This is a genomic window from Microbacterium meiriae (genome assembly GCF_025143875.1).
GTDB lineage: Bacteria > Actinomycetota > Actinomycetes > Actinomycetales > Microbacteriaceae > Microbacterium > Microbacterium meiriae.
In genome coordinates, this window is sequence record NZ_JAMBDU010000006.1 from 1 (window position 1) to 25,537 (window position 25,537).

General features: G+C 69.1%; 30 protein-coding genes and 1 tRNA gene. 18 read left to right on the plus strand and 13 right to left on the minus strand.

Features of this window, described 5'->3' with window-relative positions:
* A partial coding sequence (locus M4D53_RS05345) for an ABC transporter substrate-binding protein (RefSeq protein ID WP_259952473.1) occupies positions 1–1,271 on the minus strand: 1,271 nt, incomplete at its 3' end.
* Positions 1,272–1,408: 137 nt separating this feature from the next.
* Here M4D53_RS05345 and M4D53_RS05350 point away from each other — a divergent pair.
* From M4D53_RS05350 to M4D53_RS05370, 5 genes are all read left to right on the plus strand, one after another.
* The gene (locus M4D53_RS05350; RefSeq protein ID WP_029989136.1) at positions 1,409–2,275 is read left to right on the plus strand and encodes a MurR/RpiR family transcriptional regulator; all 867 of its coding nucleotides are present in this window, start codon (positions 1,409–1,411) and stop codon (positions 2,273–2,275) included.
* A gap of 2 nt (positions 2,276–2,277) precedes the next feature.
* Complete coding sequence (locus tag M4D53_RS05355; protein ID WP_259952474.1) at positions 2,278–3,453, plus strand: exo-beta-N-acetylmuramidase NamZ family protein; 1,176 nt, start codon at positions 2,278–2,280, stop codon at positions 3,451–3,453.
* Positions 3,454–3,516: 63 nt separating this feature from the next.
* On the plus strand, positions 3,517–4,005 hold the full coding sequence (locus tag M4D53_RS05360) for a DUF3253 domain-containing protein (RefSeq protein ID WP_259952476.1): 489 nt from the start codon (positions 3,517–3,519) through the stop codon (positions 4,003–4,005).
* A 70-nt stretch (positions 4,006–4,075) separates the two neighbouring features.
* Positions 4,076–5,488 (plus strand): MFS transporter, encoded by a 1,413-nt coding sequence (locus M4D53_RS05365; RefSeq protein ID WP_259952478.1) that lies wholly within the window; start codon positions 4,076–4,078, stop codon positions 5,486–5,488.
* A 132-nt stretch (positions 5,489–5,620) separates the two neighbouring features.
* A complete protein-coding gene (locus M4D53_RS05370; protein ID WP_187662667.1) occupies positions 5,621–6,538 on the plus strand; it encodes a cation diffusion facilitator family transporter in 918 nt (305 codons plus the stop codon).
* Between the two features lie 6 nt (positions 6,539–6,544).
* Here the strand turns inward: M4D53_RS05370 and M4D53_RS05375 are convergent, their stop codons facing one another.
* Positions 6,545–7,102: a MarR family winged helix-turn-helix transcriptional regulator gene (locus M4D53_RS05375; RefSeq protein WP_232089121.1), complete on the minus strand. Its 558-nt coding sequence runs from the start codon at positions 7,100–7,102 to the stop codon at positions 6,545–6,547.
* 126 nt (positions 7,103–7,228) lie between these two features.
* On the opposite strand from M4D53_RS05375, the gene M4D53_RS05380 reads away from it, so the two are divergent.
* Positions 7,229–8,014, plus strand: coding sequence for a winged helix DNA-binding protein (locus M4D53_RS05380; protein WP_259952484.1), 786 nt, complete (start codon positions 7,229–7,231; stop codon positions 8,012–8,014).
* Between the two features lie 655 nt (positions 8,015–8,669).
* Here M4D53_RS05380 and M4D53_RS05385 read toward each other — a convergent pair.
* Positions 8,670–9,317, minus strand: coding sequence for a TetR family transcriptional regulator C-terminal domain-containing protein (locus M4D53_RS05385; protein WP_259952486.1), 648 nt, complete (start codon positions 9,315–9,317; stop codon positions 8,670–8,672).
* A 72-nt stretch (positions 9,318–9,389) separates the two neighbouring features.
* Between M4D53_RS05385 and M4D53_RS05390 the strand changes: the two genes are divergently transcribed.
* Complete coding sequence (locus M4D53_RS05390) at positions 9,390–10,391, plus strand: alpha/beta hydrolase (protein WP_259952488.1); 1,002 nt, start codon at positions 9,390–9,392, stop codon at positions 10,389–10,391.
* Here M4D53_RS05390 and M4D53_RS05395 read toward each other — a convergent pair.
* Complete coding sequence (locus M4D53_RS05395; protein WP_259952489.1) at positions 10,324–10,797, minus strand: hypothetical protein; 474 nt, start codon at positions 10,795–10,797, stop codon at positions 10,324–10,326. The two genes, M4D53_RS05390 and M4D53_RS05395, sit on opposite strands and share 68 nt — an antisense overlap.
* Before the next feature lies 1 nt (position 10,798).
* Positions 10,799–11,404, minus strand: a complete 606-nt coding sequence (gene dcd / locus M4D53_RS05400; protein WP_025102697.1) for a dCTP deaminase — start codon at positions 11,402–11,404, stop codon at positions 10,799–10,801.
* A gap of 86 nt (positions 11,405–11,490) precedes the next feature.
* Here dcd and M4D53_RS05405 point away from each other — a divergent pair.
* Positions 11,491–11,564: transfer RNA gene (locus tag M4D53_RS05405), tRNA-Gly, on the plus strand.
* 174 nt (positions 11,565–11,738) lie between these two features.
* A complete protein-coding gene (locus tag M4D53_RS05410) occupies positions 11,739–13,769 on the plus strand; it encodes an MMPL family transporter (RefSeq protein WP_259952490.1) in 2,031 nt (676 codons plus the stop codon).
* Between the two features lie 25 nt (positions 13,770–13,794).
* On the opposite strand, the gene M4D53_RS05415 is transcribed toward M4D53_RS05410, so the two are convergent.
* From M4D53_RS05415 to M4D53_RS05425, 3 genes are read right to left on the minus strand one after another with little or no spacing between them, the layout of a single operon-like run.
* The gene (locus tag M4D53_RS05415) at positions 13,795–14,355 is read right to left on the minus strand and encodes a dihydrofolate reductase family protein (protein ID WP_259952491.1); all 561 of its coding nucleotides are present in this window, start codon (positions 14,353–14,355) and stop codon (positions 13,795–13,797) included.
* A complete protein-coding gene (locus M4D53_RS05420) occupies positions 14,352–14,966 on the minus strand; it encodes a DUF1684 domain-containing protein (RefSeq protein WP_259952500.1) in 615 nt (204 codons plus the stop codon). The genes M4D53_RS05415 and M4D53_RS05420 overlap by 4 nt, the downstream gene beginning before the upstream one ends.
* A 40-nt stretch (positions 14,967–15,006) precedes the next feature.
* Positions 15,007–15,306, minus strand: coding sequence for a phosphatase PAP2 family protein (locus M4D53_RS05425; protein WP_259952715.1), 300 nt, complete (start codon positions 15,304–15,306; stop codon positions 15,007–15,009).
* 114 nt (positions 15,307–15,420) lie between these two features.
* Between M4D53_RS05425 and M4D53_RS05430 the strand changes: the two genes are divergently transcribed.
* Both M4D53_RS05430 and M4D53_RS05435 read left to right on the plus strand, forming a co-directional pair.
* On the plus strand, positions 15,421–15,858 hold the full coding sequence (locus M4D53_RS05430) for a hypothetical protein (RefSeq protein ID WP_259952501.1): 438 nt from the start codon (positions 15,421–15,423) through the stop codon (positions 15,856–15,858).
* 288 nt (positions 15,859–16,146) lie between these two features.
* Positions 16,147–16,701 (plus strand): hypothetical protein, encoded by a 555-nt coding sequence (locus tag M4D53_RS05435; protein WP_259952502.1) that lies wholly within the window; start codon positions 16,147–16,149, stop codon positions 16,699–16,701.
* A gap of 57 nt (positions 16,702–16,758) precedes the next feature.
* Here the strand turns inward: M4D53_RS05435 and M4D53_RS05440 are convergent, their stop codons facing one another.
* A complete protein-coding gene (locus M4D53_RS05440) occupies positions 16,759–17,391 on the minus strand; it encodes a hypothetical protein (RefSeq protein ID WP_259952503.1) in 633 nt (210 codons plus the stop codon).
* A gap of 231 nt (positions 17,392–17,622) precedes the next feature.
* Between M4D53_RS05440 and M4D53_RS05445 the strand changes: the two genes are divergently transcribed.
* On the plus strand, positions 17,623–18,492 hold the full coding sequence (locus tag M4D53_RS05445; RefSeq protein ID WP_259952504.1) for a hypothetical protein: 870 nt from the start codon (positions 17,623–17,625) through the stop codon (positions 18,490–18,492).
* 296 nt (positions 18,493–18,788) lie between these two features.
* Here the strand turns inward: M4D53_RS05445 and M4D53_RS05450 are convergent, their stop codons facing one another.
* Positions 18,789–19,040 (minus strand): hypothetical protein, encoded by a 252-nt coding sequence (locus tag M4D53_RS05450; protein ID WP_259952506.1) that lies wholly within the window; start codon positions 19,038–19,040, stop codon positions 18,789–18,791.
* A 167-nt stretch (positions 19,041–19,207) separates the two neighbouring features.
* Here M4D53_RS05450 and M4D53_RS05455 point away from each other — a divergent pair, with 167 nt between their 5' ends.
* Positions 19,208–19,462: a hypothetical protein gene (locus M4D53_RS05455; RefSeq protein WP_259952507.1), complete on the plus strand. Its 255-nt coding sequence runs from the start codon at positions 19,208–19,210 to the stop codon at positions 19,460–19,462.
* Positions 19,463–19,758: 296 nt separating this feature from the next.
* Here M4D53_RS05455 and M4D53_RS05460 read toward each other — a convergent pair whose 3' ends face one another.
* Positions 19,759–19,953, minus strand: coding sequence for a hypothetical protein (locus tag M4D53_RS05460; RefSeq protein ID WP_259952512.1), 195 nt, complete (start codon positions 19,951–19,953; stop codon positions 19,759–19,761).
* Between the two features lie 563 nt (positions 19,954–20,516).
* Between M4D53_RS05460 and M4D53_RS05465 the strand changes: the two genes are divergently transcribed.
* The 4 genes from M4D53_RS05465 to M4D53_RS05480 all read left to right on the plus strand — a co-directional run bounded on the left by M4D53_RS05465 (position 20,517) and on the right by M4D53_RS05480 (position 22,441).
* Complete coding sequence (locus M4D53_RS05465; protein ID WP_259952513.1) at positions 20,517–20,786, plus strand: hypothetical protein; 270 nt, start codon at positions 20,517–20,519, stop codon at positions 20,784–20,786.
* A 6-nt stretch (positions 20,787–20,792) separates the two neighbouring features.
* Complete coding sequence (locus M4D53_RS05470) at positions 20,793–21,365, plus strand: hypothetical protein (protein ID WP_259952514.1); 573 nt, start codon at positions 20,793–20,795, stop codon at positions 21,363–21,365.
* A 15-nt stretch (positions 21,366–21,380) separates the two neighbouring features.
* A complete protein-coding gene (locus tag M4D53_RS05475) occupies positions 21,381–21,653 on the plus strand; it encodes a zeta toxin family protein (protein ID WP_259952716.1) in 273 nt (90 codons plus the stop codon).
* A 500-nt stretch (positions 21,654–22,153) separates the two neighbouring features.
* Positions 22,154–22,441: a hypothetical protein gene (locus tag M4D53_RS05480; protein ID WP_259952521.1), complete on the plus strand. Its 288-nt coding sequence runs from the start codon at positions 22,154–22,156 to the stop codon at positions 22,439–22,441.
* A 257-nt stretch (positions 22,442–22,698) separates the two neighbouring features.
* Here the strand turns inward: M4D53_RS05480 and M4D53_RS05485 are convergent, their stop codons facing one another.
* Complete coding sequence (locus tag M4D53_RS05485; RefSeq protein WP_259952522.1) at positions 22,699–23,580, minus strand: Rossmann-fold NAD(P)-binding domain-containing protein; 882 nt, start codon at positions 23,578–23,580, stop codon at positions 22,699–22,701.
* Between the two features lie 50 nt (positions 23,581–23,630).
* On the opposite strand from M4D53_RS05485, the gene M4D53_RS05490 reads away from it, so the two are divergent.
* Complete coding sequence (locus M4D53_RS05490; protein WP_259952524.1) at positions 23,631–24,659, plus strand: FUSC family protein; 1,029 nt, start codon at positions 23,631–23,633, stop codon at positions 24,657–24,659.
* A 53-nt stretch (positions 24,660–24,712) separates the two neighbouring features.
* Here the strand turns inward: M4D53_RS05490 and M4D53_RS05495 are convergent, their stop codons facing one another.
* Entirely contained in the window at positions 24,713–25,366 is a 654-nt protein-coding gene (locus M4D53_RS05495) for an MIP/aquaporin family protein (RefSeq protein ID WP_187662677.1), read from the minus strand.
* Positions 25,367–25,537 lie beyond the last annotated feature (171 nt).

Sequence of the window (25,537 nt, forward strand, 5' to 3'; positions counted from 1 at the left end):
GTGAACCAGGTGGAGATGCCCGACTGCAGGTCGGCACCCAGCTGCTCCGGGGTCTTCTGACCGAGGAACATGGCCTGGATGTCCGGGCCGAGCACCGCGGTGCCGGTCGGGTCGCCGTAACGGAAGTCGACGAGCAGCAGGTACGGAGCCGGGTTGGCGGTGTACTGCTCGTTCATCTCCTTCATGAGCGGGTCGGAGTACTCCACCCCGGGGAGCGCGGAGAACTGGTCGACCTCGTCGGCGACGAGCTGGCCGAACTCCTTCGTCGTCATCCAGTTGAGCAGCTCGGTGGCCGCCTCCTGGTTCTCGCTGGCCGCGTTGATGCCGAAGCTGCCGTCCGCGTAGCCCGGGGTGACCGCGTGGTCGAGCGCGCTGTCGGGGGACGGCGGGACCTCGTAGACGCCCCACTCGGTGTCGGGCGCGGAGCTCTGGAACGTGGGCAGGTCGAACGAGCCGCCGGGCCACTGCGCGGCCTGGCCCGAGGTGAACTGCAGGACGGCGTCGGCGACGGCGATCGCGTTGACGTTCTTGTCGAGGTACTTCTGCATGTCCTGCACGATCTGCAGAGAGGACACGTAGGCGGGGTCGGTGAAGTCGACGTCGCCGGCGAGCACCTTCTCCTCGAAGTCCGCACCGCCGTAGTGCGCCGACCCGACGATGTCGTGGAACATCGGCAGGACCCAGTCCTCGCGGGCGCCGAGCGCCATGGGGGTGACGCCCTCCTCGAGGAGGGTCTCCTGCAGCTCGATGAACTCGTCCCAGTCGGTGGGCTCCTCGAGGCCCATCTCGTCGAACATGGTCTTGTTGTAGAACATCTGCATGGTCTGGTACGCGAAGGGGACGCCGTAGGTCTTGCCGTCGTCCTTGCCCTGGGCCGCGCGCAGGACCGTGGGGTCGAACTGGTCGAGACCGTCGACGATGTCGTCGATCGGCACGATCTGCTCCGACTGGATCGCCGACTGCACCCCGCCATAGGCGCGCAGCATCGCGATGTCCGGACCGTCGCTGCCCTCGAGGCCGGTGGCGAGGATCTGGTTGTACTCGGTGGGCTGGAAGCCCTCGAACTCGATGGTGACGCCGGGGTGGGACTCTTCGTAGGCGTCGAAGACGGCCTCCCACTTCGGGGACGACGAGGCCTGCCAGGACCAAATGGTCAGGGTGACATCATCCTGGCCTTCGCCGCTCGAGGCTGCGGGCGCGCAGCCGGCGACGGCGAGTCCGGCGACCAGGATCCCTCCGGTGAGAGCGAGGCGGACGGGGCGGTTTCGCATGGTGTTCCTCTCGGGTGACGTCTTCGTCGCGGCACGGGGACGATGCCGACACTGCCACTGTGGGCAATCTCTTACAAAAATGCAAGCGTTTCTGAAAATTCCTACCGAGTGTGCACCCGACCTGCCATCATGGGCTCGTGCCGAACAGTGTCGTGACAGCCATCCATCAGCGCCTCTCCGCGCTCACCCCCACGGAACGCCGCATCGCCGAACGCGTGCTCGCCGAACCGCAGGCGGTCCTGGAGAACTCCATCACCCGACTCGCCGAGGAGTGCGGGGTGTCGGTCGCCAGCGTCGCCCGCTTCACCCGCAGCCTCGGGTTCCCCGGGTACCCCGACCTGCGGATCGCCCTGGCCGGAGAGCTCACGCGGAGCGCGTCCGAGCGCGAGCGCTTCCAGGTGTCCGCCGGCGATGTGAGCCGTCACGACGACGCCGCGACCACGGTGCGCAAGATCGCCTTCGCGGAGGCCGAGGCCATCGAGCGCACCGCCCGCCAGCTCGACATCGCCGAGCTGGAGCGGTGCGTCGCCGTGGTCCGCGGCGCGCGTCGCATCGACATCTACGGCGCGGCCTCCAGCGGACTCGCCGCGCAGGACCTCGAGCAGAAGCTCCATCGCGCCGGCCTCGTCGCCCAGGCGCGGACCGACCACCACCTCGCTCTCACCGGCGCCGCGCTCCTGGACGATCGGGACGCCGCGATCGCCATCTCGCACTCCGGCCGCACCCTGGAGATCGTGCAGGCGGCCGAGGTGGCCGCCGCCGCCGGCGCCACCACCATCGCCATCACCAACAACCCGCGCTCGCCGCTCGCCCGCGCGTGCGCGCACACCCTCGTCACGGCGGTGTCGGAGTCGACCTTCCGCTCCGGCGCGATGGCCAGCCGCATCGCCCAGCTCGCCGTCCTCGACTTCCTCTACACGCGCATCGCCCAGGCCGACTACGACCGGATCTCCGCGAACCTCCAGCGCACGCACGACGCCGTCACCGCTCACAGAATCGATTGATCATGCAGCTCGGAATCGACCGCCTCCTCCACGACGACCTGACGCAGCCGCAGCGGGACCGCCTCCGGGGCGCCCGCCTCGGGATGGTCACGAACGACCTGGCCCTCACCTCGACCCTCGCCCGTGGACGCGCAGGCCTCGCCGACGCCGGCTTCCCGCTCACGCTCCTCTTCGGCCCCGAGCACGGCCTGGACGGCCGGGCCAGGGAGGGAGAGCTGATCGGGGATCTGCGGGACACGCTGACCGGGCTCCCGGTGCGCAGCCTCTACGGCGCGGACGTGCGTCCCGCGGCCGCCGACCTCGCCGACCTCGACGTCGTGCTCGTCGACCTTCCCGACGTGGGTGCGCGTTTCTACACGTACATCTGGACGATGAGCCATGTGCTCGAGGCGTGCGCCGACGCGGGCGTCGCCGTGATGGTGCTCGACCGCCCGAATCCGCTCGGCGGACGCCTGGAGCAGGCCGAGGGCCCGATGCTCGACGAGGCGGCGAACTCGCTCGTCGGACGGTGGACGATGCCCGTCCGCCATGGTCTGACGATCGGCGAGCTCGCGCGGCACTGGGTGCGCACGCGCGGGATCGATGTGGAGCTGCACGTCGTCGAGGTGCAGGGCTGGACGCGCGATCAGACCGCCCTCGGCCGGCAGGAGCTGACCTGGATGCCGCCCTCGCCGAACCTGCCCAGCGCCGCGACCGCCCTCCTGTACCCCGGCACGTGTCTGGCCGAGGGCGTGAACGTCTCCGAGGGTCGCAGCACGGCCGTGCCCTTCCGCGTCGTCGGCGCCCCGTTCATCGACGCCGAGGAGTACACGACCGCGTTCGTCGAGCTCGCCCTTCCCGGCGTCACCGCCTCCCCCTACGGCTTCACCCCTCTGGTGCGGGATCACGCCGGCGAGGCCTGCCAGGGACTCCTCCTGCACGTGACCGACCCGGTCGCCTTCCGGCCGGTGCACACCGGCGTCCGCCTGCTGTCCCTGCTCGCCACCCTCTACCCCGAGGCCCTGGCCGAGCGGGCGCTGGTGCCGATGCCCGGGGAGTCCGACTGGTCCCCGCTGGAGAAGCTTTTCGGGGTCGAGGGCGCCTTCCGCCGGATCACGGCGGGCGAGTGGGACGAACCGGAGTCGCTCGCGGTGCCGGACTGGCCGGGGCTCGTCGACGCCGACCTCCTCTACCGCTGACCGGCAGCCGCGCGGACGTCAAGGGGATGGCGGCGCCCGCGGCCGCCGCGCAGGATAGCCGGTATGACGGACGACGGCCCCGCGCCCACCGCGGACGGACACCACATCGTCGTGAACGGCCGTCGGTGGCGCGCCACCGATCCGTCGATCCCCGAGAACCTGCGGCAGGAGCTCGTCGACGAGCTCATGGCCGCACGGCGCGCGGTCAAGGCGGCGGAGCCCGACGCCCGCCGTCGCGTGCAGGATGCGAAGACCGCCCTCGGCGAGCGGGGTGCCCCGTGGTGGGAGGAGCCCTCCGCGGCGCAGGCCGAGGAGCGGATCGCCGCGACGATGCGCGCCCTCACCCGGAAACGCGCGGACTCGTCGATCTGCCCGAGCGACGTCGCCCGCGCGGTCGGCGGCGCGGAGTGGCGCGACCGGATGCCCGACGTGCGCCGCGTCGCCGCCGACCTGGCGTCCCGCGAGGTGGTCGTGGTCACGCAGAAGGGCGAGCAGGTGAGCATCGCCGACGCCCGGGGCCCCGTCCGGATCCGCCGCGGCCCCGCCCTCTGAACGCCCCGGTCGCCCGACGCCGACGGCGCGCCGTCACCGGGCGTTCACCGTCCGCGGCCAGACTTCGAGCATGACCTCACCCGATCCCGCCGCGGGCGCCCCCGAGCCCGTGGCGACAGCGAACAGCGGCGCCGTTGCCGTCGTCGGACTCGAACTGCGCGGAGACACCCCCGCACCCCGCAAACAGGTGTACTCCTGGGCGCTGTGGGATTGGGCGACGCAGCCGTTCAACACCGTCATCCTCACGTTCGTCTTCACCGCGCTGTACCTCGTCAGCGCCTCATTCCTGCCGCCGGAGGTCGCCGCCCTCGACCCGAGCGACCCGGTCCGCGTCGCCGCGGAGGCTGACCTCGCCTCCGGTCTCGGACTGGGTTCGACGATCGCCGCCCTCGGCATCCTCCTGCTCGCCCCCGTCCTCGGTCAGCGCGCGGATGCGGCCGGACGACAGAAGCTCTGGCTGGGCATCGGCACCGGCGCCCTCATCCTCTGCATGCTGGGGCTGTGGTTCGTGGAGCCGCAGCCGGCCCTGTTCTGGCTCGGCGTCGCGCTGATCTCCGCCGGCTCCGTGTTCGGCGAGATCGCCGCGGTGAACTCCAACGCCATGCTCATCGGCATCGCGAACCCGAAGAACGTCGGCCGCATCTCCGGACTCGGCTGGGGCTTCGGCTACCTCGGCGGCATCATCGCCCTCGTCATCGTCGTCCTGCTGGACACCTTCGACTGGTTCGGGATGTCCACCGACAACGGCCTCGCGTACCGGCTCATCGCGGTGGGATGCGCCGTCTGGGCGATCGTCTTCAGCATCCCGATCTTCCTCAACGTGCCGGAGCCGTCCCTCGGGCGGCCGGAGCGCAAGGTCGGGTTCTTCCGTTCGTACGCCGTGCTCGTGCAGGACGTGATCGGCCTCTACCGCGACCCGCAAACCCGGTCGACGTTCTGGTACCTGCTCGCCAGCGCCGTGTTCCGCGACGGTCTCGGCGGCGTCTTCGCGTTCGGCGCCATCATCGGCACCGCGGTGTTCCGGTTCGGCACCCAGGACATCATCGTCTTCGGCATCGCCGCGAACCTCGTCGCCGGTGTCTCGACCATCATCGCCGGACGCCTCGACGACCGCCTCGGCCCCAAGCGGATCATCCTCGGCTCGATCGGGTCGATGATCGTCGCCGGACTCGCGGTGTTCCTGCTGCGCGACGCCGGGTCCCTCGTGTTCTGGATCGGCGGCCTCGTGCTCTGCGCCTTCGTGGGACCGGCGCAGGCAGCGGCACGGTCCTTCCTCGCCCGCGTCACACCGGCCGGACGGGAAGGCGAGATCTTCGGCCTCTACGCCACGACGGGCAGGGCGGCGAGCTGGATGGCCTCGGCCGCCTGGACCGTGCTGATCGTCGCCACGAGTCAGACCGCCTACGGCATCCTCGGCATCGTCATCGTCATCGTGCTCATCATCGGGTTCCTCCTCCTGCTGCCCGTGAAGGCACCGCGCTGAGTCCGCTCCGTGCACGACTTCGGACCTCGGAGCCGACACGCCGGCCGTCGGGCCCTGACGGCGGCGAGTCGCGGCGGGGCTCCGAAGCTGTGCCCGGCGAAAGAGCGGGGCCGGCGGGAGTAGCCTGACCCGGTGACCGTCGTCCTCGCCTTCCTCGCCAACATCCTCGTCGCGATCGCGAAGACGGTCGCCGCCGTCATCACCTCGTCCGCGTCGATGGTCGCGGAGGCCGCGCACTCCTGGGCCGACGCGGGGAACGAGATCTTCCTGCTCATCGCCGACCGGCGCGGCGCGAAGACCAAGGACGCCCGGCATCCGCTCGGCTACGGCCGCAACGCGTTCGTCTGGTCTCTCATCGCCGCGTTCGGCATCTTCACCGCCGGTTCGATCGTGTCGATCATGCACGGGATCCAGGAGTTGTCCGACACCGGCCCCGTGGAGAGCCCGGTCGTCGCCTATGTCGTGCTGGGCATCGCCTTCGTGCTGGAGGGGGCGTCGTTCACGCAGGCGATGGTCCGCTCCCGTCGGCTGGCCAAGGAACGCGGGTCCTCCACGTGGGACTTCGTGCTCGAGACGAGCGACACCACGCTCCGGGCGGTGTTCTTCGAGGACTCCGCCGCCCTCATCGGCCTCGTGCTGGCGGGCGGATCGATCCTCCTGCACCAGCTCACCGGCGTCGCCGCGTGGGATGCGATCGGGTCGATCCTCGTCGGGATCCTGCTCGGCGTCGTCGCCGTGATCCTGATCGGGCGGAACATCGCGTTCCTCGTGGGCACGTCGGTGTCCCCCGCACTGCGCTCGCGGGTGGGCACGGCCCTCCTCGGCATGGACGAGATCGAGCGGGTCACCTACCTGCACATCGAGTACGTGGGGCCGAATCGCCTGTTCCTCGTCGCCGAGGTCGACCTCGCGGGCGATGCGCGCGAGCACGACGTGGCCCGGCGGCTGCGGGAGGTGGAGCGGCGGATCGAGGCCCACGATGCTGTCGAGACCGTCGTGCTGTCGCTTTCGGTGGACGACGAGACCTCGCTGGATTTCGCTCGGGTGTGAGGCCGGTCAGGCGCGCCAGTTGTCGGCGAGCTTGGTGAGCAGCCGCGCGAGCTCGGTGCGCTCCTCCTCGGTGAAGGACTCCAGCGCGCGGCCGAGCATCTCGCGGCGTTCCCCCCGCATCCCGCGGGCGAGCCGCCGGCCCTCCTCGGTCAACGCGATGCGGGTGCGGCGGGCGTCGTCCGGATCGGCCTCGCGCCGCACGAACCCGGCCTGCACGCCCTGCTGCACGAGCCGGGACGCCCGCGGCTGATCCACGCCGATCGCCTGCCCGAGCGCGCTCACGCTCAGGGGCTCCGGCGCGGCGGCGAGCGCCTCGAGCATGCGGAGACGGGCCGGTCCGCCGAGGCGGCCGCCGTCGGCCATCCAGGGCGGCATCCCCGGGTGACCACGATGGTGAGCGAAGTGCTCGTGCGGGTCGCCGTGAGGGCCGTGACCGTGTGCACCGTGCGGCCCGCCGTGCTCGCGACCGCCGGGTCCGGGGCGGCGTCCGCGCAGTCGGGAGAGCGCCTGCGCGATCGCTTCGGCGGCGTCGGGGGACGCGGGGTCGATCGGATCGGTGGCCATGCCCCGATTTTACATGCAGCTTGACATGCGTCTCCCATCCATGTCACACTGCATGCACATGCACACTGACATTGATATGTCGGATGACATCCGTCATCGGTGCACCACAGACCATGAAGGATCACCATGAACACCACGACAGACAACACCTCTGACAACAGCTCCCGTCCGTTCGGCTACTGGCTCAAGGCCGTGGATCGCCTGATGGCCCAGGAATTCGCCACCGCCTTCGCCGCGGAGGGCGCGACCCGTCGCGACTGGCGGTTGCTGAACGTCGTCGACGGCTCGGCGCCCTCGCGCCGCCCGCTGAACCCGCACAAGCTGCACGACCTCGTCGACCGCGGCTGGGTCGAAGCGGACGGCGACGGGTGGACACTCACTGGGGAAGGCCGCGCGGCGAAGGAACGCCTCGGCGCCGCCGTCGACAGCATCCGCGCGAAGGTCGCCGGCGCCGTCTCCGACGAGGAGATGGCGACGACCCTCGCCGCACTCGAGAAGATCGCTCGCGCCTTCGACTGGGACGAGGAGACTCCTCTCCCCCGGAAGCGGCGTCCCGGGTTCGGCTTCGGCCCCCGGCACGGCTTCGGCCGCCGGCACGGGCACGGGCACGGCTTCGGACCCGGACACGGCTTCGGACCCGGGGACTTCGAGCCCCGGCGCGGCTTCGGTGCCGGGCACGGCTTCGGACACGGGGACTTCGAGCCCCGGCACGGCTTCGACCGTCACGATGGCGAGGAGGACGGCGGGTACCGCGGACGCGGTCACCACGACGGTCACGCACACCGCGATCACGGTCACGCGCATCGCGGCCACGGCCACGGCCACGGCCACGGCCATCGGGCGCAGCGGATGGCGGAGCGCGCATTCGAGCGCGGCTTCGACGCCGGATTCCGCCGCGGCCACGCCGCCTGACCGTCCCCCTCAAGCGCCTCACCCGACTCCCGGGTGAGGCGCTTTGCGCTTCGCGAAACCGGAACCGGGATCACTTCCGCGCCTCCCGAGCGCCCCCGCGGCACTTTCCCGATCCCCCACCCGCACCCCAGTGCGACCCGAGGTGAGGACGCGGGCGAAGCGCCCTGAGCCGAGACGGGATCAGAGTCGCGCCTCCCAAGCCGTTCCGGGGCACATTCTTGATCCCACACCTCGGCGACGCGAGCACCCCTCCCCGGACGAGATCAGAATCGCCCCTCCCGAACGCCTCAGCGGCACGTTCTCGACCCCGCCCGGTGATCCAGGCAGGCGGCGCGGGAGGGGCGGGGACGAGGCGCCCGGTGCATGCGCAAGGACCCGAGGCGACAAGTACAGGGAAGGCACGTGCGTGGATCAGGAACGGCCCCTCCGTCGCGCCTCGCGGCCCATTTCTCACCCCGCACGCAAGACGGCAGGGCCCGACCGTCGAACGGGGATCAGAAACGCCCCTTCCGACGGATCTCGGGGCCCGATTCTCATCCCGCACGCGAAGGGGGCAGACCGACGGTCGGACGGGTTCAGAAACGGCCCTTCGAAGCGGGATTGCGGGGCGTTCGTGATCCCGCAGGGGGAATGGGGCCCCGGCCGCGGGATGGGGCTAGAGGGCGAGGAGGGCGAGGGCGGTGTCGGGGGCACCGGCGTCACGGAGGCGTGCGCGCATGGCGGCCGCCGCGAGCCCGTACGGCTTGTCGCTCCGCAGGAGGAGCGACCGCGCGTTGGCCTGCTCATTGAGGGCGACGAGCTCGAACGCCAGGACCTCGACGTCGGCCGCGTCGACCTCGCCCTCCGCCGCGGCGAACCGCAGCTGGGCCTCGATGTACCCGTACCAGTCGACGAGGGCTGCCCGCACGGCATCGCTCACGGGGCCGGGCTTGGAGTCGACGTCCGCCGCAGTCGCCGCGAAGAAGCAGCCGCCCGTGAAGACGCGGTCCTTCGAGTAGACCAAGGCATTGTGGAGGAGCGCGGCCAGGCGATGCGCTCCTCTCGGCTGGGCGCGGGCAGGCTCGATGATCCGCGCGACGAAGATGTCCCGAGCGGCGGCGACCGTCGCGAGCTGCAGGCCCTCCTTGCTCTGGAACAGCGTCGCGATGCTGCTCTTGCTCGACCCCGAGGCCGCGGCGAGGCGCCCGATCGTCACGCCGTCCAACCCCTCGACGGAGGCGAGGTCGGTCGCACTCTCCAGCACGATGCGGCGGGAGGCGTCGCCCCGCGCCCGCCGACCGTCCTGCATCACCGTGTCCGTCATAGCCCTAGTATACGAACGATCGTTCGCCTACTATACGGATGATCGTTCGTATAGTTCGGTGAAGGAGCCCCCATGCCGTCCGCGTCCACCCTCCTCGTCCGCACCCTCCCCGCTGTGGGACGTGTCACTCCCCGCCTCGCCGGCGACCTCGCATACGGACTGTTCTTCTCCACCCGTCCGCGGATGGGCGTGCGTGCCACCGACGCCGCGACCCATGAGGCCGCCCGCCGCGGGAGCATCCTCGTGCGCGACATCCCCGTCACGACCTACACGTGGGGCGGGGGTCCGCGCACCGTGCTGCTGCTGCACGGCTGGCGTGGCCGCGCCTCGCAGTTCGCGCCACTCGTGCGGGAGCTCGTCGCCGAGGGGCTCCGGGTCGTCGCCTTCGACGCTCCGGCCCACGGCTCCTCCGGTGGGCGGAGGACCGACATCCGCGACTGGGTCGAGGCCGCGCAGGAGCTGGAACACACCCACGGCCCCTTCTCCGCCCTCATCGGCCACTCCTTCGGGGGTCTCGCGGCACTGACCGTCGCCCGGACGTCCGGCCCGGTCCCCACCGTCGCCGTCGTCGCCGGTGCCGCGGCTCCCGAGGCTTTCCTCGCCCAGTTCGCGCACGACCTCCGCCTCGACCCCGCCACCGCGGAACGGCTCCGCACCCGCTTCCACCGCCGACTCGGCCTCGATTCCGCCTCCGCCGCCGAGCGATACGATGCGGCCGCGGATCCTCTGCCCGCCGGCACCGCCCTGCTCCTCGTGCACGATCGGGGTGACCGCCGGATGACCGACCAGGACACCCTCAGGCTGCACGCCGCCCACCGCGGCCGCTCCCGCCTCGTCCGCACCGTGGGTCTCGGCCATACGAAAGTGCTGTCGGCGGACCCGACCCTCGATGCGGTGGTCGCCCTCGTGACCGGAGGGCTCGACGCCGTCGATGCGCTCGGCACCGCGACGGGACGGGCAGCCACCGACGCCGCACCGGCAGACCGGGCCGCCGCCCTCCGCAGCGCTACACCCGGATCGGCAGGAAGCCCGCGTCCGGGCCGGCCGCCGCGAACGGCAGCCCGACAGTGGTGATCAGCACCACGAGCGTCACCACGGCCGCCGCGAGCAGCAGGAACAGCACGACGAAGACCACGACGGCGAGCACCCGGTAGCTCCCGGTCTCGGGGACCTCCGGGGCGATCGACCGCTGCGCCCAGTCCTCGGCGGCCGCCGCGGGCTGCTCACCCTGGAGGATCGCGGGCGTCGGACGGGATCGTTCCGAGCGACGGGTCGGGGCCGGAAGCACATCTCCTTCGGCGTCCGGCGCCGCCAGCAGCCCCTCCGGAATCGGCGTCTCCGGTGGCGGGGGCGGGATCACGTCATCGGCGGACGGGATCACCGCATCGGCGGGAGCGATCTCCGGTCCCGCAGCGTCCGGCGGCACTGCCTCGTACGGCGCCCTAGGCTCGTCGGGGGTGGTCCCGCTCGCGTCGCTCATGTCAGCCTCCGACGGCTCCGATGTCGGTCACACCCACGTCCGTGCGGTGGAAGTTCTGGAAGGAGCGGGACGCCGTCGGTCCTCGCTGGCCCTGGTAGCGGTTGCCGTAGGGGCCGGAGCCGTACGGGTTCTCCGCCGGCGAGGTGAGCCGGAAGAAGCAGAGCTGGCCGATCTTCATGCCGGGCCACAGCTTGATCGGCAGCGTCGCCACGTTCGCGAGCTCCAGGGTCACATGCCCGGAGAAACCCGGGTCGATGAAACCGGCGGTCGAGTGGGTGATGAGCCCGAGGCGGCCGAGAGAGGACTTGCCCTCCAGCCGCGCGGCGATGTCGTCCGGCAGGGTGACCTGCTCGAACGTGGCCCCCAGCGCGAACTCGCCGGGGTGCAGGATGAAGGGCTCGTCCGGGTCGACCTCGATCAGCCGTGTGAGCTCGGGCTGATCGACCGAGGGATCGATGAACGGGTACTTGTGGTTGTCGAACAGGCGGAAGTAGCGGTCCAGCCGCACATCGATGCTCGACGGCTGGATCATCTCCGGCGCATGCGGTTCCAGGCCGACGCGGCCGGAGGCGAGTTCTGCTCTGATATCGCGATCGCTGAGAAGCACGGCACAAGCCTAGTCACGAGCGACCCGCGCTTTGGCCATCCGGCCTGCGACAGGTAGGCTTGCTCCACCTGCTCTCGGGCGGGTACGGGGCTGTAGTTCAATGGTAGAACTTCTGCTTCCCAAGCAGACAGCGCGGGTTCGATTCCCGTCAGCCCCTCCACATCTCTGATCCTCGCCTCGACGCGACCGGTTCGGCGTCCCCCTCGCTGACCGGCCGGCATCCATCGAAAGAGGGAGACTTCCCTCCATCGTCTTGACGATGTCGCCGCACGACGCTCCTGGTGGAGTGACAGGTATGGCACATTCTCGCGCTCTTCGGCGCTTTCCCGAGTGGATGACCTCCCGTGGCGGCGCATGGATCATGCTCGGCGTGGTCCTCCTGATCATGACGGCTCTCTTCGGCCTGTTCGGGTCGGCGAAGGCCCCGGCCGGCAACGAGCAGGCCCCCGCGGGATCGGAGTCGGCGCGAGCGAGCGCCCTGCTGGCCGAGTTCCCGAACGCGGATCGCCAGTCCGTGATCGTGGTCGCGTCGCGCAACGACGGCGCGACGCTCTCGGCACAGGACGTCGACGCCCTCGAAAGTCTCCTCCCGGTGCTCGGCACGCACGCGGACGCGGATCCGACCGGGCCTCTCGTGAGCGAGGACGAGAAGGCCGCAGTTCTGGTGACGCCGATCGCGGTCGGTCAGACGAGCACCGACACCGCCGCCGTGATCTCGGCGCTCCGCGCCGACATCGACGAGCACGCCCCGGATGGGATGACCCTGCTCGTGACCGGGGGCCCGGCGTTCGGCGCCGATATCGCCGCCTCCTTCGAAGGGGCCGACTTCACCCTGCTGCTCGTGACCATCCTGATCGTCGCGGTACTCCTCATCGTCACGTACCGGTCACCGGTGCTGTGGCTGCTGCCGCTCGCCGCCGTCGGTCTGGCCGACGGACTCGCCGGCCGCCTGACCGCGGCTGCCGGTTCCGCGTGGGACCTGCAGTTCGACGCCGGGATCATCAGCGTCCTCGTCTTCGGCGCCGGGACCAACTACGCCCTCCTCCTGATCTCGAGGTACCGGGAAGAGCTCGCCACCACCACAAGCCATCGCCGGGCGCTCAGCACCGCGTGGCGGCGGACCGCTCCGGCGATCCTCGCCTCGAACCTCACCGTCGTCCTCGCACTCTTGACGCTCGTCCTCGCGGTGATCCCCGGCACGCACGGGCTCGGCGTCTCCTCCGCGATCGGCCTGCTGGTCGCCCTGGCGTCCGTCCTCTTCCTGCTGCCTCCCCTGCTGGCGGTGTGCGGACGGAACGTGTTCTGGCCGTTCGTCCCTCGTCCCGGAGCTGCCGCACGGCGCGGCGGGGTGTGGCGGACGATCGCGACGCGCGTCGTGAGCCGGCCGGTCGGGAGCCTCCTCGGGGGTGCGGCCCTGCTGGCCGTGATGACGATCGGCCTCGTCGGGACGACCGTCGGGCTCGACCAGGTCGACAAGTTCCGGGTCCCGTCCGAGTCCGCGACGGGTCTCGAGGTGCTCTCGAACCACTTCCCGGCAGGAGAGGCGCAGCCGATCCTCATCGTCACGGACAGCGGCGAAGCCGAAGCCGTCCTCACTGCGGCGCGCGACGTGGAGGGCATCGTCCGCGCCACTCCTGTCGGGACGACGGACGATGAGAAGCTCACGGAGATCCTGGTGACCAGCGAGTATGCGCCCAGCACCGAGGAGAGCCTCGCCCAGATCACCGGACTCCGCGATGCCGTGCACGCTGTCCCGGGGGCCGAGGCGGTCGTCGGCGGCGCGGTGGCGACAGATCTCGACGCCCGTGCCGGAAACGTCGCGGACCTCGGCGTCGTGGTGCCTCTCGTCCTGGCGGTGAGCTTCCTGGTGCTCGTGTTCCTGCTGCGGTCGTTCGTCGCCCCGCTGCTGCTGCTCGCCGTCAATGTGGCGAGCGCCGTAGCCGCCATCGGCGCCGGGGCCTGGCTCAGTCGCGTGCTGTTCGGACAGCACGCGCTCGATCTCCCGGTGCCGCTGCTGGCCTTCCTGTTCCTGGTCGCCCTCGGCATCGACTACACGATCTTCCTCGTCCACCGTGCGCGGACCGAAGCGGCGCTGCGGGGCACGCGGGTGGGCATGGTCGAAGCCGTCGCACACACCGGCAGCGTGATCACGAGCGCCGGCATCGTCCTCGCCGCCGTGTTCGCAGCGCTCGGCGTCCTGCCGCTGGTGACCCTCGGGCAACTCGGGCTGATCGTCGGCGTGGGCGTGATCGTCGACACCCTGGTGGTCAGGACCGTGGTCGTGCCGGCACTCTTCGCGCTCGTCGGCGACCGCATCTGGTGGCCGGGGCGACCTGCCTCCGGACGCGTCGCTGACGCGAGGTGATCACGGTGGAGACCGGTGCACCCGCTCAGGCCACCGGACGATACCGCTGCATGACGGCACCGGAGCGGAACTCCCGCCGCTCCACGAGTTCGAGCCGAAGACGCTCGTGCACGCCGTCGAGCAGCCGAGGGCCGTGCCCCGCGACGACCGGATGCACCACGAACACGTACTCGTCGATCAACCCGAGGTCCGCGAGGGTCGCGGGCAGGGCCACCCCGCCGACCGACAGGCCCTCCCCCGGCTGCACCTTCAGCCGCCGCACGGCCTCGGCGAGGTCGCCGCGCACGAGTTCCGCGTTCCAGTCGACGGCATCGAGCGTCGACGACACCACGTGCTTCGGCATGCCATCGATGACCTCGGCGAAGGGTGTCTCCCATTCCTCCATCCAGTCCGGCCAGACCCCGGATTCCGGACGCCGCCACGCGGCCCGCATCATGTCGTACGTCACCCGGCCGTAGAGCAGGGCGTCGGCGCGCTCCAGCTCCGCGGTCCAGAAGCGCATCGACTCCTCATCCGGCGGGAGCCCCGCCTCGTGATGGCAGCAGCCGTCGAGTGTCACGTTGATCGCGTACCGCAGCGGCCTCATCGGAGCTCTCCAACCGGAATCGGCACCGTCAGCACGTTGCCGGGTGGCGCTAGCGGGCACGCCCACGCCGGGTCGTAGGCGCACGACGGGTTGTACGCGAAGTTGAAGTCGAGCACGATCGTGCCGCGGCGTGGGTCGGCCCCGAGGTCGGCACCCTTGATCGTGTCGATGAGGTAGCGCCCGCCGCCGTACGTCCCCCCGCTCTGCCCGGCGGAGGCATCGCGCACCGGCACGAACAGCCCGCCGCCGTAGGAGGCGAGCCGCCACACGTCGAGCGATCCGGCGTCAGGGATCTCCACGACGCCGACGCGCTCGAACGGCACGACGCCGTCGGTCCCGGTCGCGAACTCGAAGGATGCCGGTTCGGTGTCGAGGATCGGAAGCTCGAACCGCCAGGCGGAGTCGTACGGCGCTATCGGGAGTCCCTCGAACGGTGCCCTGTCCTCCGGAAGGAGGGGCGTCGCCGGGTGCCGCAGCAGCAGCTCGTCGCGCTCGATCCGCCACAGCTCGTGCGCCTCCTCCGGGGAGTCGGCCCGTCGCACCGCTTCGTACAGGGCGAACACCCGCCGCCGCCAGTCGACGACCTCGACGGCCGTCTGCGCATTCGTCATGCGCCCACGGTACGCCGGACGACGGACGCCCGGAATGCCCTCAGCTCCGCGTCACGCGACGCTGACGCCGTGCGGCGAGGCCCACCGCGGCGAGCACGATGACGCCCGTGATGACCCTCCCGAACGTCGCACCCAGTGCGATGTCGTGCACATACTGCACTCCCTGCAGCACCCGGCCCGCGGCGACAAGCGCCGCGAGGGCGATCGCGGCCCACACCATATTCACACCCACCAGGGCGACGGCGATCACGACGGCCGCTCCGAACGCGAGGGTCGCATGGTTCGAGGGGAGGGACCAGTCGCCGACCGGCGGGTATTCCCCGGCGCTCGGCCAGCGCAGGCAGGGACGCCCGGGCTAGCCCTCCGGAAGAGGGACGAAATGAACGGGGGTGCACCAACATCGCCGCATGCGCGGTCCAATAGGCTCTAGGCGCCAAACTGAAAGGGGAATGGTATGACCATTCGCAGATTCGCCGCCGCCGCTCTCGTCTCCGCTGCACTTGTCCTTACAGCGTGCTCGACGACCGATGCGTCTTCCGGTTTGGACGCCAGCTCGGTACAGCCGGCGCAACCCGCCAACCTGGTGGGGGACTGGACGGCCGAGGGTGACAACGTATCCCACATTGCGACCATCACCGAAGACACCATCTCGGTGGACTGGTTCAATGACGAGGACGACTCCCGCTCCGTGTACTGGGTCGGCACCTACGAGGCACCTACGGAGGCCGGCGACTTCGCGTGGGAGTCTGCGCGTGACGAGGAGGCCACTGCCTCCGCTCTTCTCGCTTCTCAGGACGACACGAAGACATTCAACTACGAGGACGGCAAGCTGTCCTTCGAAGTCACTGCCTTGGGCACGACCAAGACGGTGATTCTCGTGCCCGCCGAGTAGCTACTCGTCCTTCCCCCGCACTTGGCCCTGTCCTCCGACGAGGACGGGGCCTTCTGTTTGCTGGCCAGCCAGCGGGCGCAGAACCCCCGCGAGGAAGGTGGGTTCCTCCGGGGGCGTGACCAGCTCGGAGAGGAGCCAGTGCAGGCACTGCACTCGTGTTCACGAGCGACATCAAGCATTGCTCGCATGGCGCGAGGTGTAGGCCACATGGGGGACAGACAGGGGTGTTGGCAAGCTTCTAGGTTGAGAGCAGTGCCCCAGTGTGGGGGCCAAACAACCGGAGGATTGATGAAGATTCGTCATGCCCTTGGGGCAGTCGCAGCCGCTTTGATCGCCAGCGCGCTTGTTGCTGCACCCGCATCCGCTTCCACGAAGGGGAGCATCACCGTCGAGCAGATTCCTGGGGTCATCCAGAATGACCTTGAGCAGCGGGACGAGCTGTTCGCGCTGGCAGAGGAGCAGTCACCCGAGGAAGTCCAGCAGCTCCTTGCCGAAGCGGCGGAGGCACACGTCCCGATGGACATCCTGGTCGACGTCGAGACAGGGGTGCAGATCGCAGCGACGCCGTCGGAGGCCCCGATCTCGACGTTCGCGATCGACATGAAGTGTCTGGACAACCCGGCGAAGCTGACCGTCACCGCCGGCGCGAAGGAAGCGGTGTATTGCTTCCGCGGAACGGGCACATACACCGGAACGTGGGGACCCGCTATCAAGCTGTCCGCGGGCGCCTACACAACGACCGCCTGGTACGGCTCGAGCCTTCAGTATGGTGTCTGGGCCGCGGCGGGCAACACGCAGTACTTCTCGTCGCCTGTGACCGTCAAGAAGATCACGCGTAGCTAACCTACGTGACGTTGACGGGTGCATCGAGAATCTTGATGCACCCGTCAACCATTGACCTCACCCGCGAGTAACGGTGAGCGTCGGAAGGGCGCGGCCTTCAGGGTCAAAGGACACCGCGTACTCCATTGCGAGGCCTGTGCGCCCGCTCGGGACCGAGAGGGCGACAGTCGAGGCGTCTGACTTGCAGACCATGTCTCCGCCATTGGTCGGCGGCGGAGCGGCGGCCAACACGCAGCGGCGTCCTTCCAGATCGACCGCCGACCACACTCGTGATTCTCCGACCTCTCCGAAGTAGACGACCGTGTCTTCCTTGAGCATCCCGATGGACGGTGGCACCGCATGCGCAATCGGCTGGGTAGGCTCATTCGCCTCCAGCGCTAGGCCTGCAACCACGCCGAGCCCCAGAAGCCCGACGCCACCAGCACTCAACAGCCATGCGTTCCTGGAGGAGCCGGAAGAGCCCGTCGCGACCGTCGGCGGGCAGACTGCGCGGCCGCCCTCCTCGTCGCTGTGAGAGGTCACCGGGTTCTCGAGCTCCTCCTCGGCTTCGTCAACGCAAGCTGGAGCTGAAACGGTTTCCCTCGGAGATCTGAGAGAAGCGAGCCGGTCGAGTCCTTCCCTCGTCACGGTGCCGTCCCTCCCGTAGAGAGCCTTCTGAAGGTCGCGGATCTCAGCGTCGTCACCACTCACGCAGATCACTGTAACCAGAGCCAGCGGCTTCTCTTCGTGCCGCGCGGCACACTGGTGGGTACAGCGCGAAGTCGCGCCATCCGAGCGGGCAGGCTCCCTGCGGTTCCGCTGGTTCGCTGTCCGCGACGATAACTCCGCTCCGTGCTTCCGCAGCGACCATCCGCAACCACAGGAGCAGCACCCAAAGGACCGAGACCCGAATGTCCGCGACGGGCACGCCATGATGGACGCATGGACGATGAGGGCCGCAGACGGTTCGAGCTGGCGGGCGTCTCGACCCGACGGATCGTGCAACAGAGTCGTACCCACGTCACACGCATCACCGGGAAGATGCGGAGTTGGGTGCTGAACGCGCCCGCGACGACCGTGATCGGGAGCGACCGAGCAGCCATCCAGCGGGGAAGCCAACGGCTGGCTTTCGACTACCGTTTGGAACACGCGCAATCGATGGCGAATGCATTACTGTCGCACCTTGAAGGGCTGCATTTGCTCATGCAGCACGAGACGTTCTACCCAGTACCGGCGACCCCCATCGCGCGTGCGATCGCAGAGGTCTCCGCTTCCGCGTCGTGGGTTCTCGCGGCCGGCCAAGACTCTGACACGCGGGCCGCACGCGCCTACGCCTCGCTGTTCCACTCCATCCATACGGGCGCGCCAGCCGACCCGGAGAAGGCCGTCGAATTACGCGATCGAGTCATAGAAACACTGGTCGAGGACGGTATCAAGATCAGTCGGAGGATGGATAAGAGGGGCAAGGAAACCGATGACGTGGCGCAAGTGATCGTTGGGAGGGGAAGGGCAAAGACCGCGTTCAACTACTCGCAGCGTCTCAACGACGAGATCCCGTCGATCGCTTCGGCTTATTCCGGTATGTCAGGAATCGTGCATGGCGAGATGAATCACCTGGCGAGCACATGGGCTGGACCAGACACGTACGCACGCCTCGTCGGTTTTGTCGTTTCGGAGGCGATCGAAGCCTGGTCAGCCGCGACACATAGGTGGGTCGGCGTCACTGCTGCACCCTTCATCAACGAAATGGACTTACGAAACCTCGTGGACTCCATGCCCCCCGACTACCTCGACGAGTTCAATCAGCTCTGACAACCGAGGCGCTGAGGACGGGATGAGTCATGCGTCCCAGGTGTCGGGCTGAGGATCGCCGGCATCGGGTCGTGCACACCTCGCTGGGGAGAATCCGGGAGCCCAGAAGCCCTAAGCGAGTTCTTCCATCAGGGCATTTATCACCGGTCCGTCCTTTGGAGCGGTTGGCGGACCTCTGCCAGCCCCAGCTCGCGAGCTCAAAAATTCGGCCTAAGTGATCAAGCACGGCTCCCCCACCGGACACGCACAAGGGCCCGTGACAATCGTCACGGGCCCTTGTGCGTTCCTGAACATTGTCAGGCTGGTGTGAGTCGCCGGCGTCGGGTCACGGTGTGGACCTCGCCTCGCTCAACCTGAGCGGCGGCGATATCCAGTGCCTCAACGAGTGGCTTGTTCGCGAGGACCTTTGCCTCGTAGTCGGAGATCACCGTCACTGGTTCGAGCGTGACGGTGCCGTGCGGGCTGGTGGTCACCCGGTAGTCGCGATCAGCCTGGACGATCTTCCCAAGGCTGAGACGGCCCCGGGCATCTGAATGCACGAGTGTCATGATCTGGTCGGTCCCCTTTAATGTCACTTTCCGCGGCTCCGGGCCGCGTTCTCTCCTAGCTGCTCTCAGCTAGTGATTCAAATGTAGCACGAGTTTAGGGTAGTTGGGCATTCGGGGTTCGGTGGGTTTTGCCCCTAGGGGGGTAAAACCCATGGTATCCTTGTCGTATGGAAGTTTCATTCACCTTGGTGGCGCAGGGCGCCGAAGACACCCTCGACGACCACAGTTACAACCAGTTGTGGGATGTCATCGAACGCATCCTCGAGGACCCGGAGTACGCGCGGCGCGCCCCGTGGTCCGAGTTCGTGTCCACCCGGAAGCTCTATGGGACCAAGGTCCCGGGGACGGACCTCACCGTGTACTGGGCAGTCGAGGGGGACACCCTCAGGGTGCACGTGATCGCCGCCGACCGCGGGCTGTAACCATGGAGGGGTTCGGGCCAACGAACCCTGGACCTCTCCATGGCCTGGACCGCACGCCATTGCCCCGCTCTGTGAGCTGACATAATACTCGATATCGGAGATTCAGCAACCGCTTGAGATTCGTATATTTGTTCTATCCAAGAGGGGCTGGGAACGACTGGGGCCACGGTGAATGTTGCCCGGCGATGGGCAATCCTGGCGCGATGCGCTCTGCCTACCGGCGACAAGCGATCACAAGCGGGATCGGTGCTGGAGGCAGCCAAGCACGGCGCGTGGCGTCGACGGACGATCGAACTCTATGAACCCCGGGGTCGTTTTGGTCGCACCAAGAGTTTCAGCACGCGCTCGGCGTTCTTCCGGCGTTCGCCCCGTCCGAAGGTTGCCATGATCGCGAGGAGCACTTTGAGGCAATAGTGGGCGCTGACCGCGACCAGGGCGACGACCGATGCGGGCGGCGCGGCGTCGAGGAGCTGCGAGAGGTAGTCAGACACCGTGTCTCCGAACTGGCACTAGCGCCCCGTCGCCCGGCGCCGGTCAGGAAAGACAAGGTCAGCTTGGGCTTTTGGTGGGCGGACTGATCCGCAATCTGCGATCGACTCAGCGGACACCTAGCCCGGACCCACGGGGAGGACGGGAGATGACGGCGCGAGCGCAGACCACCTGCGGGGAGACAGGGTGCCGGTCCCGCCGGCTTAGGGCCTCTCCGCCGATGAGACAGGGGGCCGGTCCCGCCGGCTTGGGATCTCATCGATACCCGCTACGCGGGTATCCCGCTGCTACGCAGTCGGGGTAGTGCACCCTCCACTGCTACGCAGTTTTGGAGGGGTATTGCTTCTGCGTACATTCTAGACCAGCTGACGGACAGTCGCACCGAAACGGTCGAGGCGTGCAGGTCCCGAGCAAGCACGGGCAAGCTAGTGCCGAGCTTTCTGGCTTCCCGAGGGTACCCGGGTGTCCGTGCTTCACGCGAGACTGAGATTGACACCAGCGATGCGGCGCTCATGGCTGCTGCTTGCACGTTTCGCATCACCATCACCTAGTTCAAGGAGTTCCGTTGGCATTCATCACTCTTCGTGAGGCCGTCATTGGTGAACACAGCCTCGTCAACACCGACCACATCACGCGCGTGGCGTCGGAGAAGGGCCGTCCGAACAACGCCGTGTCCTCGAAGCGCGTTCTGCGCTTGGAGCTGATCGAGTTCGAGCGCCCCGTGTACTTCGCCCCGGTGAATGTTGATGGCGAACCACTTCCGGATCTGGACGACGATGAGGCCGTCGTGCGCAAGTTTGCAGAGTTCCTGAACGCGTCGCTCATCCGGGCGTGACACCGAGTGGGTAAACGCAACGTACGGATTCCGCCAGCCGTCGCGGGGACGCGCTGGGAGACGCTGCTGCAGTCCTATCAGGCGGCTGTGTGGACGATGAGCTATCAGCCGCTGCGGTACACCAGCATCCTGCTGATTGTCCTGACTCTGTGTTTCGTCGTGGTCGCCGTGGCGCTCTCGGGTGCTCCCTGGTGGGTGCTGCTGGGGGTTGCCGTACTCGTGCTGGCAGCCACCTTGCTGATGGCTTTCGCTCTCCAGTGGGCGCGCATGGAACGCTGCACGTACGCCACTCCCGATGCTCGCCTCGCGATCGTCTCCACGCCGCGCGGCTGGTACCTCGCCGATCACGTGATCCGCCCCGGCGCAACCCTCGAAGGCCACCGGCTTCGTCTCCACGTACGCGACGCGCTGACGACCGTCGCAGACGCCCGTCAGATCATCGTCTACGCGCACACGAAGGATGAGCGTCTCGCGCGGATCTACATGCGCTGCGTTCCGGGAATGAGGATCGCCGCCCGCCGACGAAAGCGCATCCTGCTCGTGCGTGTCCCGCGTCAGCCGGTCGACTGCTCGGACTGACCGACCACCACTGCTCTGAGAACGGATGATCTTCTATCAAGACCCTGGGTAGGGATGGCCGCCGCCCATCTCCGCCGGGCGAGGCGCAGCGTGATCTTGGAGACGACGATGCGTCAGCTGGGCGTCGTCGACGCGACGATTCGCGCGTTTCGCGACAGCGGGTACCGCGTGGAGGTGCGAGCTCTCGCGGTTTCTGGCGCGGTATCTCTTCTCGGCGCGGTGTCGCGCTTCCTAGGAGGACTGTCGAGCAGCTCGTCGCTGCCGGCATCGTCGACCACATCGCGGTGAGCACCCGGTCACAGCCCGTGCTCTACGATCGCTCCGTCTCCCCGGACACTGCACCCGTCGCCTCGCAGGAGACACGTCGCGCTATCGACGCCGGAGGGCTGCCGAGCACGTTGACGGCGCACGAAGAACAGCGCTGGGCGAGAGAGTGCCTGTCGGCGGCTGTGATGATGTCCCAAGTCCCCGATGCGACGCCCGACTTGCGAACCCACCATGAGGCGCCTCGGCTAAGCAGCGCCAGAGGCCATCCGCGCCACCCATGACGCGGCGGAGGTCCCTTCGACGATCCGAGCGGTGCGCGTCGCTACGGAACGGGCCGCAGACCCGCAGCGGCCCACGCAGCCCCACCCGAGAACCGAGCCGGTCACGGGGCCCTTCGGTTCCGAGGCGAACGGTCCCCGGCTCAACTAACCCCCGCTGCTACGCGTCGATTCCGTTCATCGACGAGGGTGGGGACCCCTTGGTCGCGCGCCGGCGTGATGCGAGAGTGAGAGGCGACGACGATGACTGACCACATCGCCGAGAGCTCGACGGGCAACCCTGTCGAATCTGCTCCCGGCATCCCCTGGGCTGAGGAACAGCGGGCAACCCTGGTGGACCGTGTGCCCTGGACCTATGACCACATCGAGGGTGACTCGCTCCAGTTGGAGGACCTGGACACTCTGATGGATGTCCTGCATCACGTGGAGGGCCGGCGGCGAAGAGCCCCGCACCTGCTCACATGGAGCAGGTCCTCGAGCGCATCAAAGAGGTACTGGCCCACCCCGCCGGATCATTCGAAGATGTGCTGACGCCGGCAGGCGACACTACGGACCTCGGTAGGACCTCCGCGTCAGAGGTTGAACCGGAGTAGCTCACAGCCGAGCAGCGCGAGGATCCTCGATGGAAGGTCTACGAGAGCGAGACCCTCGCGACGGTCTATGAGTTCGACGGTCAGCGACGTGTGCAGCTCTGGACCGAGGGGGAGAGTTCGCCGGGATCCCCGAAGGTCGGAGCTGGCAGGAACAGCCGTGGACCGGCGCTGGCTGAGCCGACGTCGAGGAGGAGATCACAACGACGAGCGATCCGCGCGCCCTGGCTCGCCAGATGGAGTGGTTCCGTGAAGACGTGCAGGCCACGGACCTCGCGCCGCGATCATCTCCGTGTACCCGTCCTCGTACGTCGGGTACGCGAGGTCCCCGAGAACCGAACGCAAGAGCGTGCCGTCGTAGACGAAGCCGCTCGGCGCACTGCCGTCGTCGGGCGGTACCGGCAGACCGAGGCGGTCGGCGAGGAAGGTCATGACGTCTCCCAGAGGAGCGGGTGCCGCATCGACGGCGTGCACGAGCGCCGGGGGCTCCGGCGTCCGCAGCAGCAGGTCGAGAGCGCGCACCAGGTCGATCTCGTGGATCCGGTTCGTGCGGCGACGGTGGGCCACCGGAGCCCCCTCCCTGACCTTCCGGAGGAGGAACTCACGCCCGGGACCGTAGATGCCGGCGGGGCGCACGACCACGGCGTCGAAGAGCTCGACGGCCGCGCGCTCTCCGTCGCGCAGACCGCGGCCGCGACCCGTGGTGGGCACCGGCTCGACCCGCTCGGTCACCGGCTCGGCGCCACCGGCGCCGTCGAACACCCCGGTCGACGAGACGAAGAGCGTCCGCGCGGGCGGGGACGGCAACGCCGCCGCGAGGTGCGAGAGCGCCGTGCGGTACAACGACACGTCCGGCCCGGGTGGCAGCGTCACCACCATCGCGTCGACCTCGGGCAGCGGACCCGTGAGCGGGACGGCGAGGTCGGCGGAGAGCGCCTGCACACCGTCCGGAACCGCTCCGGCACTGCGGCGGAGTGCCACGACGGCGCCTCCGTCCCCGAGGAGCAGCGGCGCGAGCCGGGCGCCGAGTTTCCCGAAGCCGACGAGGAGGGTGCGGCGCGGCGGAGGCGGAGTGGTCATCTCCTCCACCCTCGCACATCGGTGCCGGGCGACGGACGTAGGCTTGATCGGTGACGGAATCGCAGGGACGGGTGTGGACGGGGGTCCTGCGCGTCGGCCCGCACCGCGGCGATCACCGGGTGGCCCTGCGCGCCGCGGTGAGCGTCGCCGTCCCGCTGCTCGTGCTGTGGGCCGTCGGCCGGCTCGACCTCAGCATCTACGCGAGCTTCGGCGCCTTCGCCGCGCTCTACGGCCGGCACGACGTCTTCCGCGACCGGATCCGCATGCAGGCGAGTGCCGGAGGCGTGCTGCTCGGCGCGATGCTGATCGGCACGGCGCTGTCGGTCCTCGCCGCCCCCGCCGTGCTGAGCATCCTCGTCGTCGCACTGGTCGCGGCGGCCGTGACGCTCCTCGCCTACGTCCTGCAGTGGCACCCGCCCGGTCCGCTGTTCACGGTCTTCGCGACCGGCGCATGCGCGACCATCCCCGCCACCGGCGCCTCCTTCGGCGCGGTCCTGCTCGTCGGCGGGGCGAGCGTGCTCTTCGGCCTCGCACTCACCGTCCTCGTCGCCGTGGTCACCCGGAGCACGGCGGAGGCGCCGCCGCGACGGCGCCCGTCCGTGGGCCCGGTCGCCGCCGAGATGGCCGCCTCGGTCGCCGTCGCGATCGTCGGTGCCGGAGTCGTGGGCCTGCTCCTCGGCGGCACTCACTGGTACTGGGCGGCGGTCGGCGCGGTGGCGGCAGTCAGCGGCGCGCAGCTCAACGCCCGCGTGATCCGCGGCATCCAGCGCCTCGTCGGCACGCTGCTCGGCGTGCTGGTGGCCGCCGGGATCCTCGCTCTCGACATGCCGCCTCTCGCCGTGATCGCTGTCGTGGTGGTCCTGCAGGGGACGGCGGAACTGTTCATCGGCCGCAACTACGGCATCGCCATGGTGTTCGTCACTCCGCTGGCCCTCCTGATGGTGCACCTGGCCGCACCCACCCCGGTCGCCGACCTGCTGACCGATCGCGTCCTGGAGACGATCATCGGCGTCCTCGTCGGCACGATCGTCGCCGTCGCGTCGGCCGCGCTGCGGCGGCGGGGTCGGCGCCGCCCCTGACGACACGACGAAGCGCCGCACCCCGGAAGGATGCGGCGCTCCGTCGATCGTGTCTACTCGGCGTCCGCAGCGATCTTCCGCGCGTCGTCGGCGTTGAGCACCCGGAACAGCAGCGCCGCGATGATCGCACCGGCCGCGGGAGCCACGATGTAGAGCCAAAGGGAGCTCCACGCGAAGTGCCCGCTGACCGAGAGGCCGAGCGCCACCGCGGGGTTGAATCCGCCACCCGAGATGGAGCCGACCGTCGCCGCACCGACGAAGACGGTCGCACCGATCGCGAGTCCGTAGAACGAGTTGCCCGCCGTGTCCTTCGAGGTGGCGGAGTTCAGCACGACCCAGACGAGGATCAGGGTGAACAGCGCCTCGACGAGGAACGCCGGGCCGACCTCGATGACCATCGCCTTCTCCCCCGCCGGCCAGACGGCGAGAGCCACGAGAGCGGCGAGCGCCCCGCCGGCGAACTGCGCGACGAGGTAGGAGACGAAGTCGGCGACGCTGAGCCCGCCGCGCAGGAACACGCCCAGCGAGACCGCCGGGTTGAGGTGGGCGCCGGAGATGTGGCCCGTGGAGTACACGAGCACCATCAACGTGAAGCCGATCGCGAGCGGGGTGAGCGGGCTTCCGCTGTTCACCGCGGCGATGATGGCGAGGACGAAGAGGAACGTGGCGATCGCTTCTGCGAGCGCCTTACGAGGTGTACCGATCATGAGAGTGTCCTTCTGTGGATCGCAGGCGGCCCCCCGTCTCCCCGGAACGGTCCGGGCGACGACCCGCCTTGCGGCACTGAGGATAGCGCGAGGTCGTCCTGTGCTGGCTCATTGGCGGCGGGACTGTCAAGCCCGTCGCCCCCACCGGCTTCCGGGCCGTACCGTGCAAGG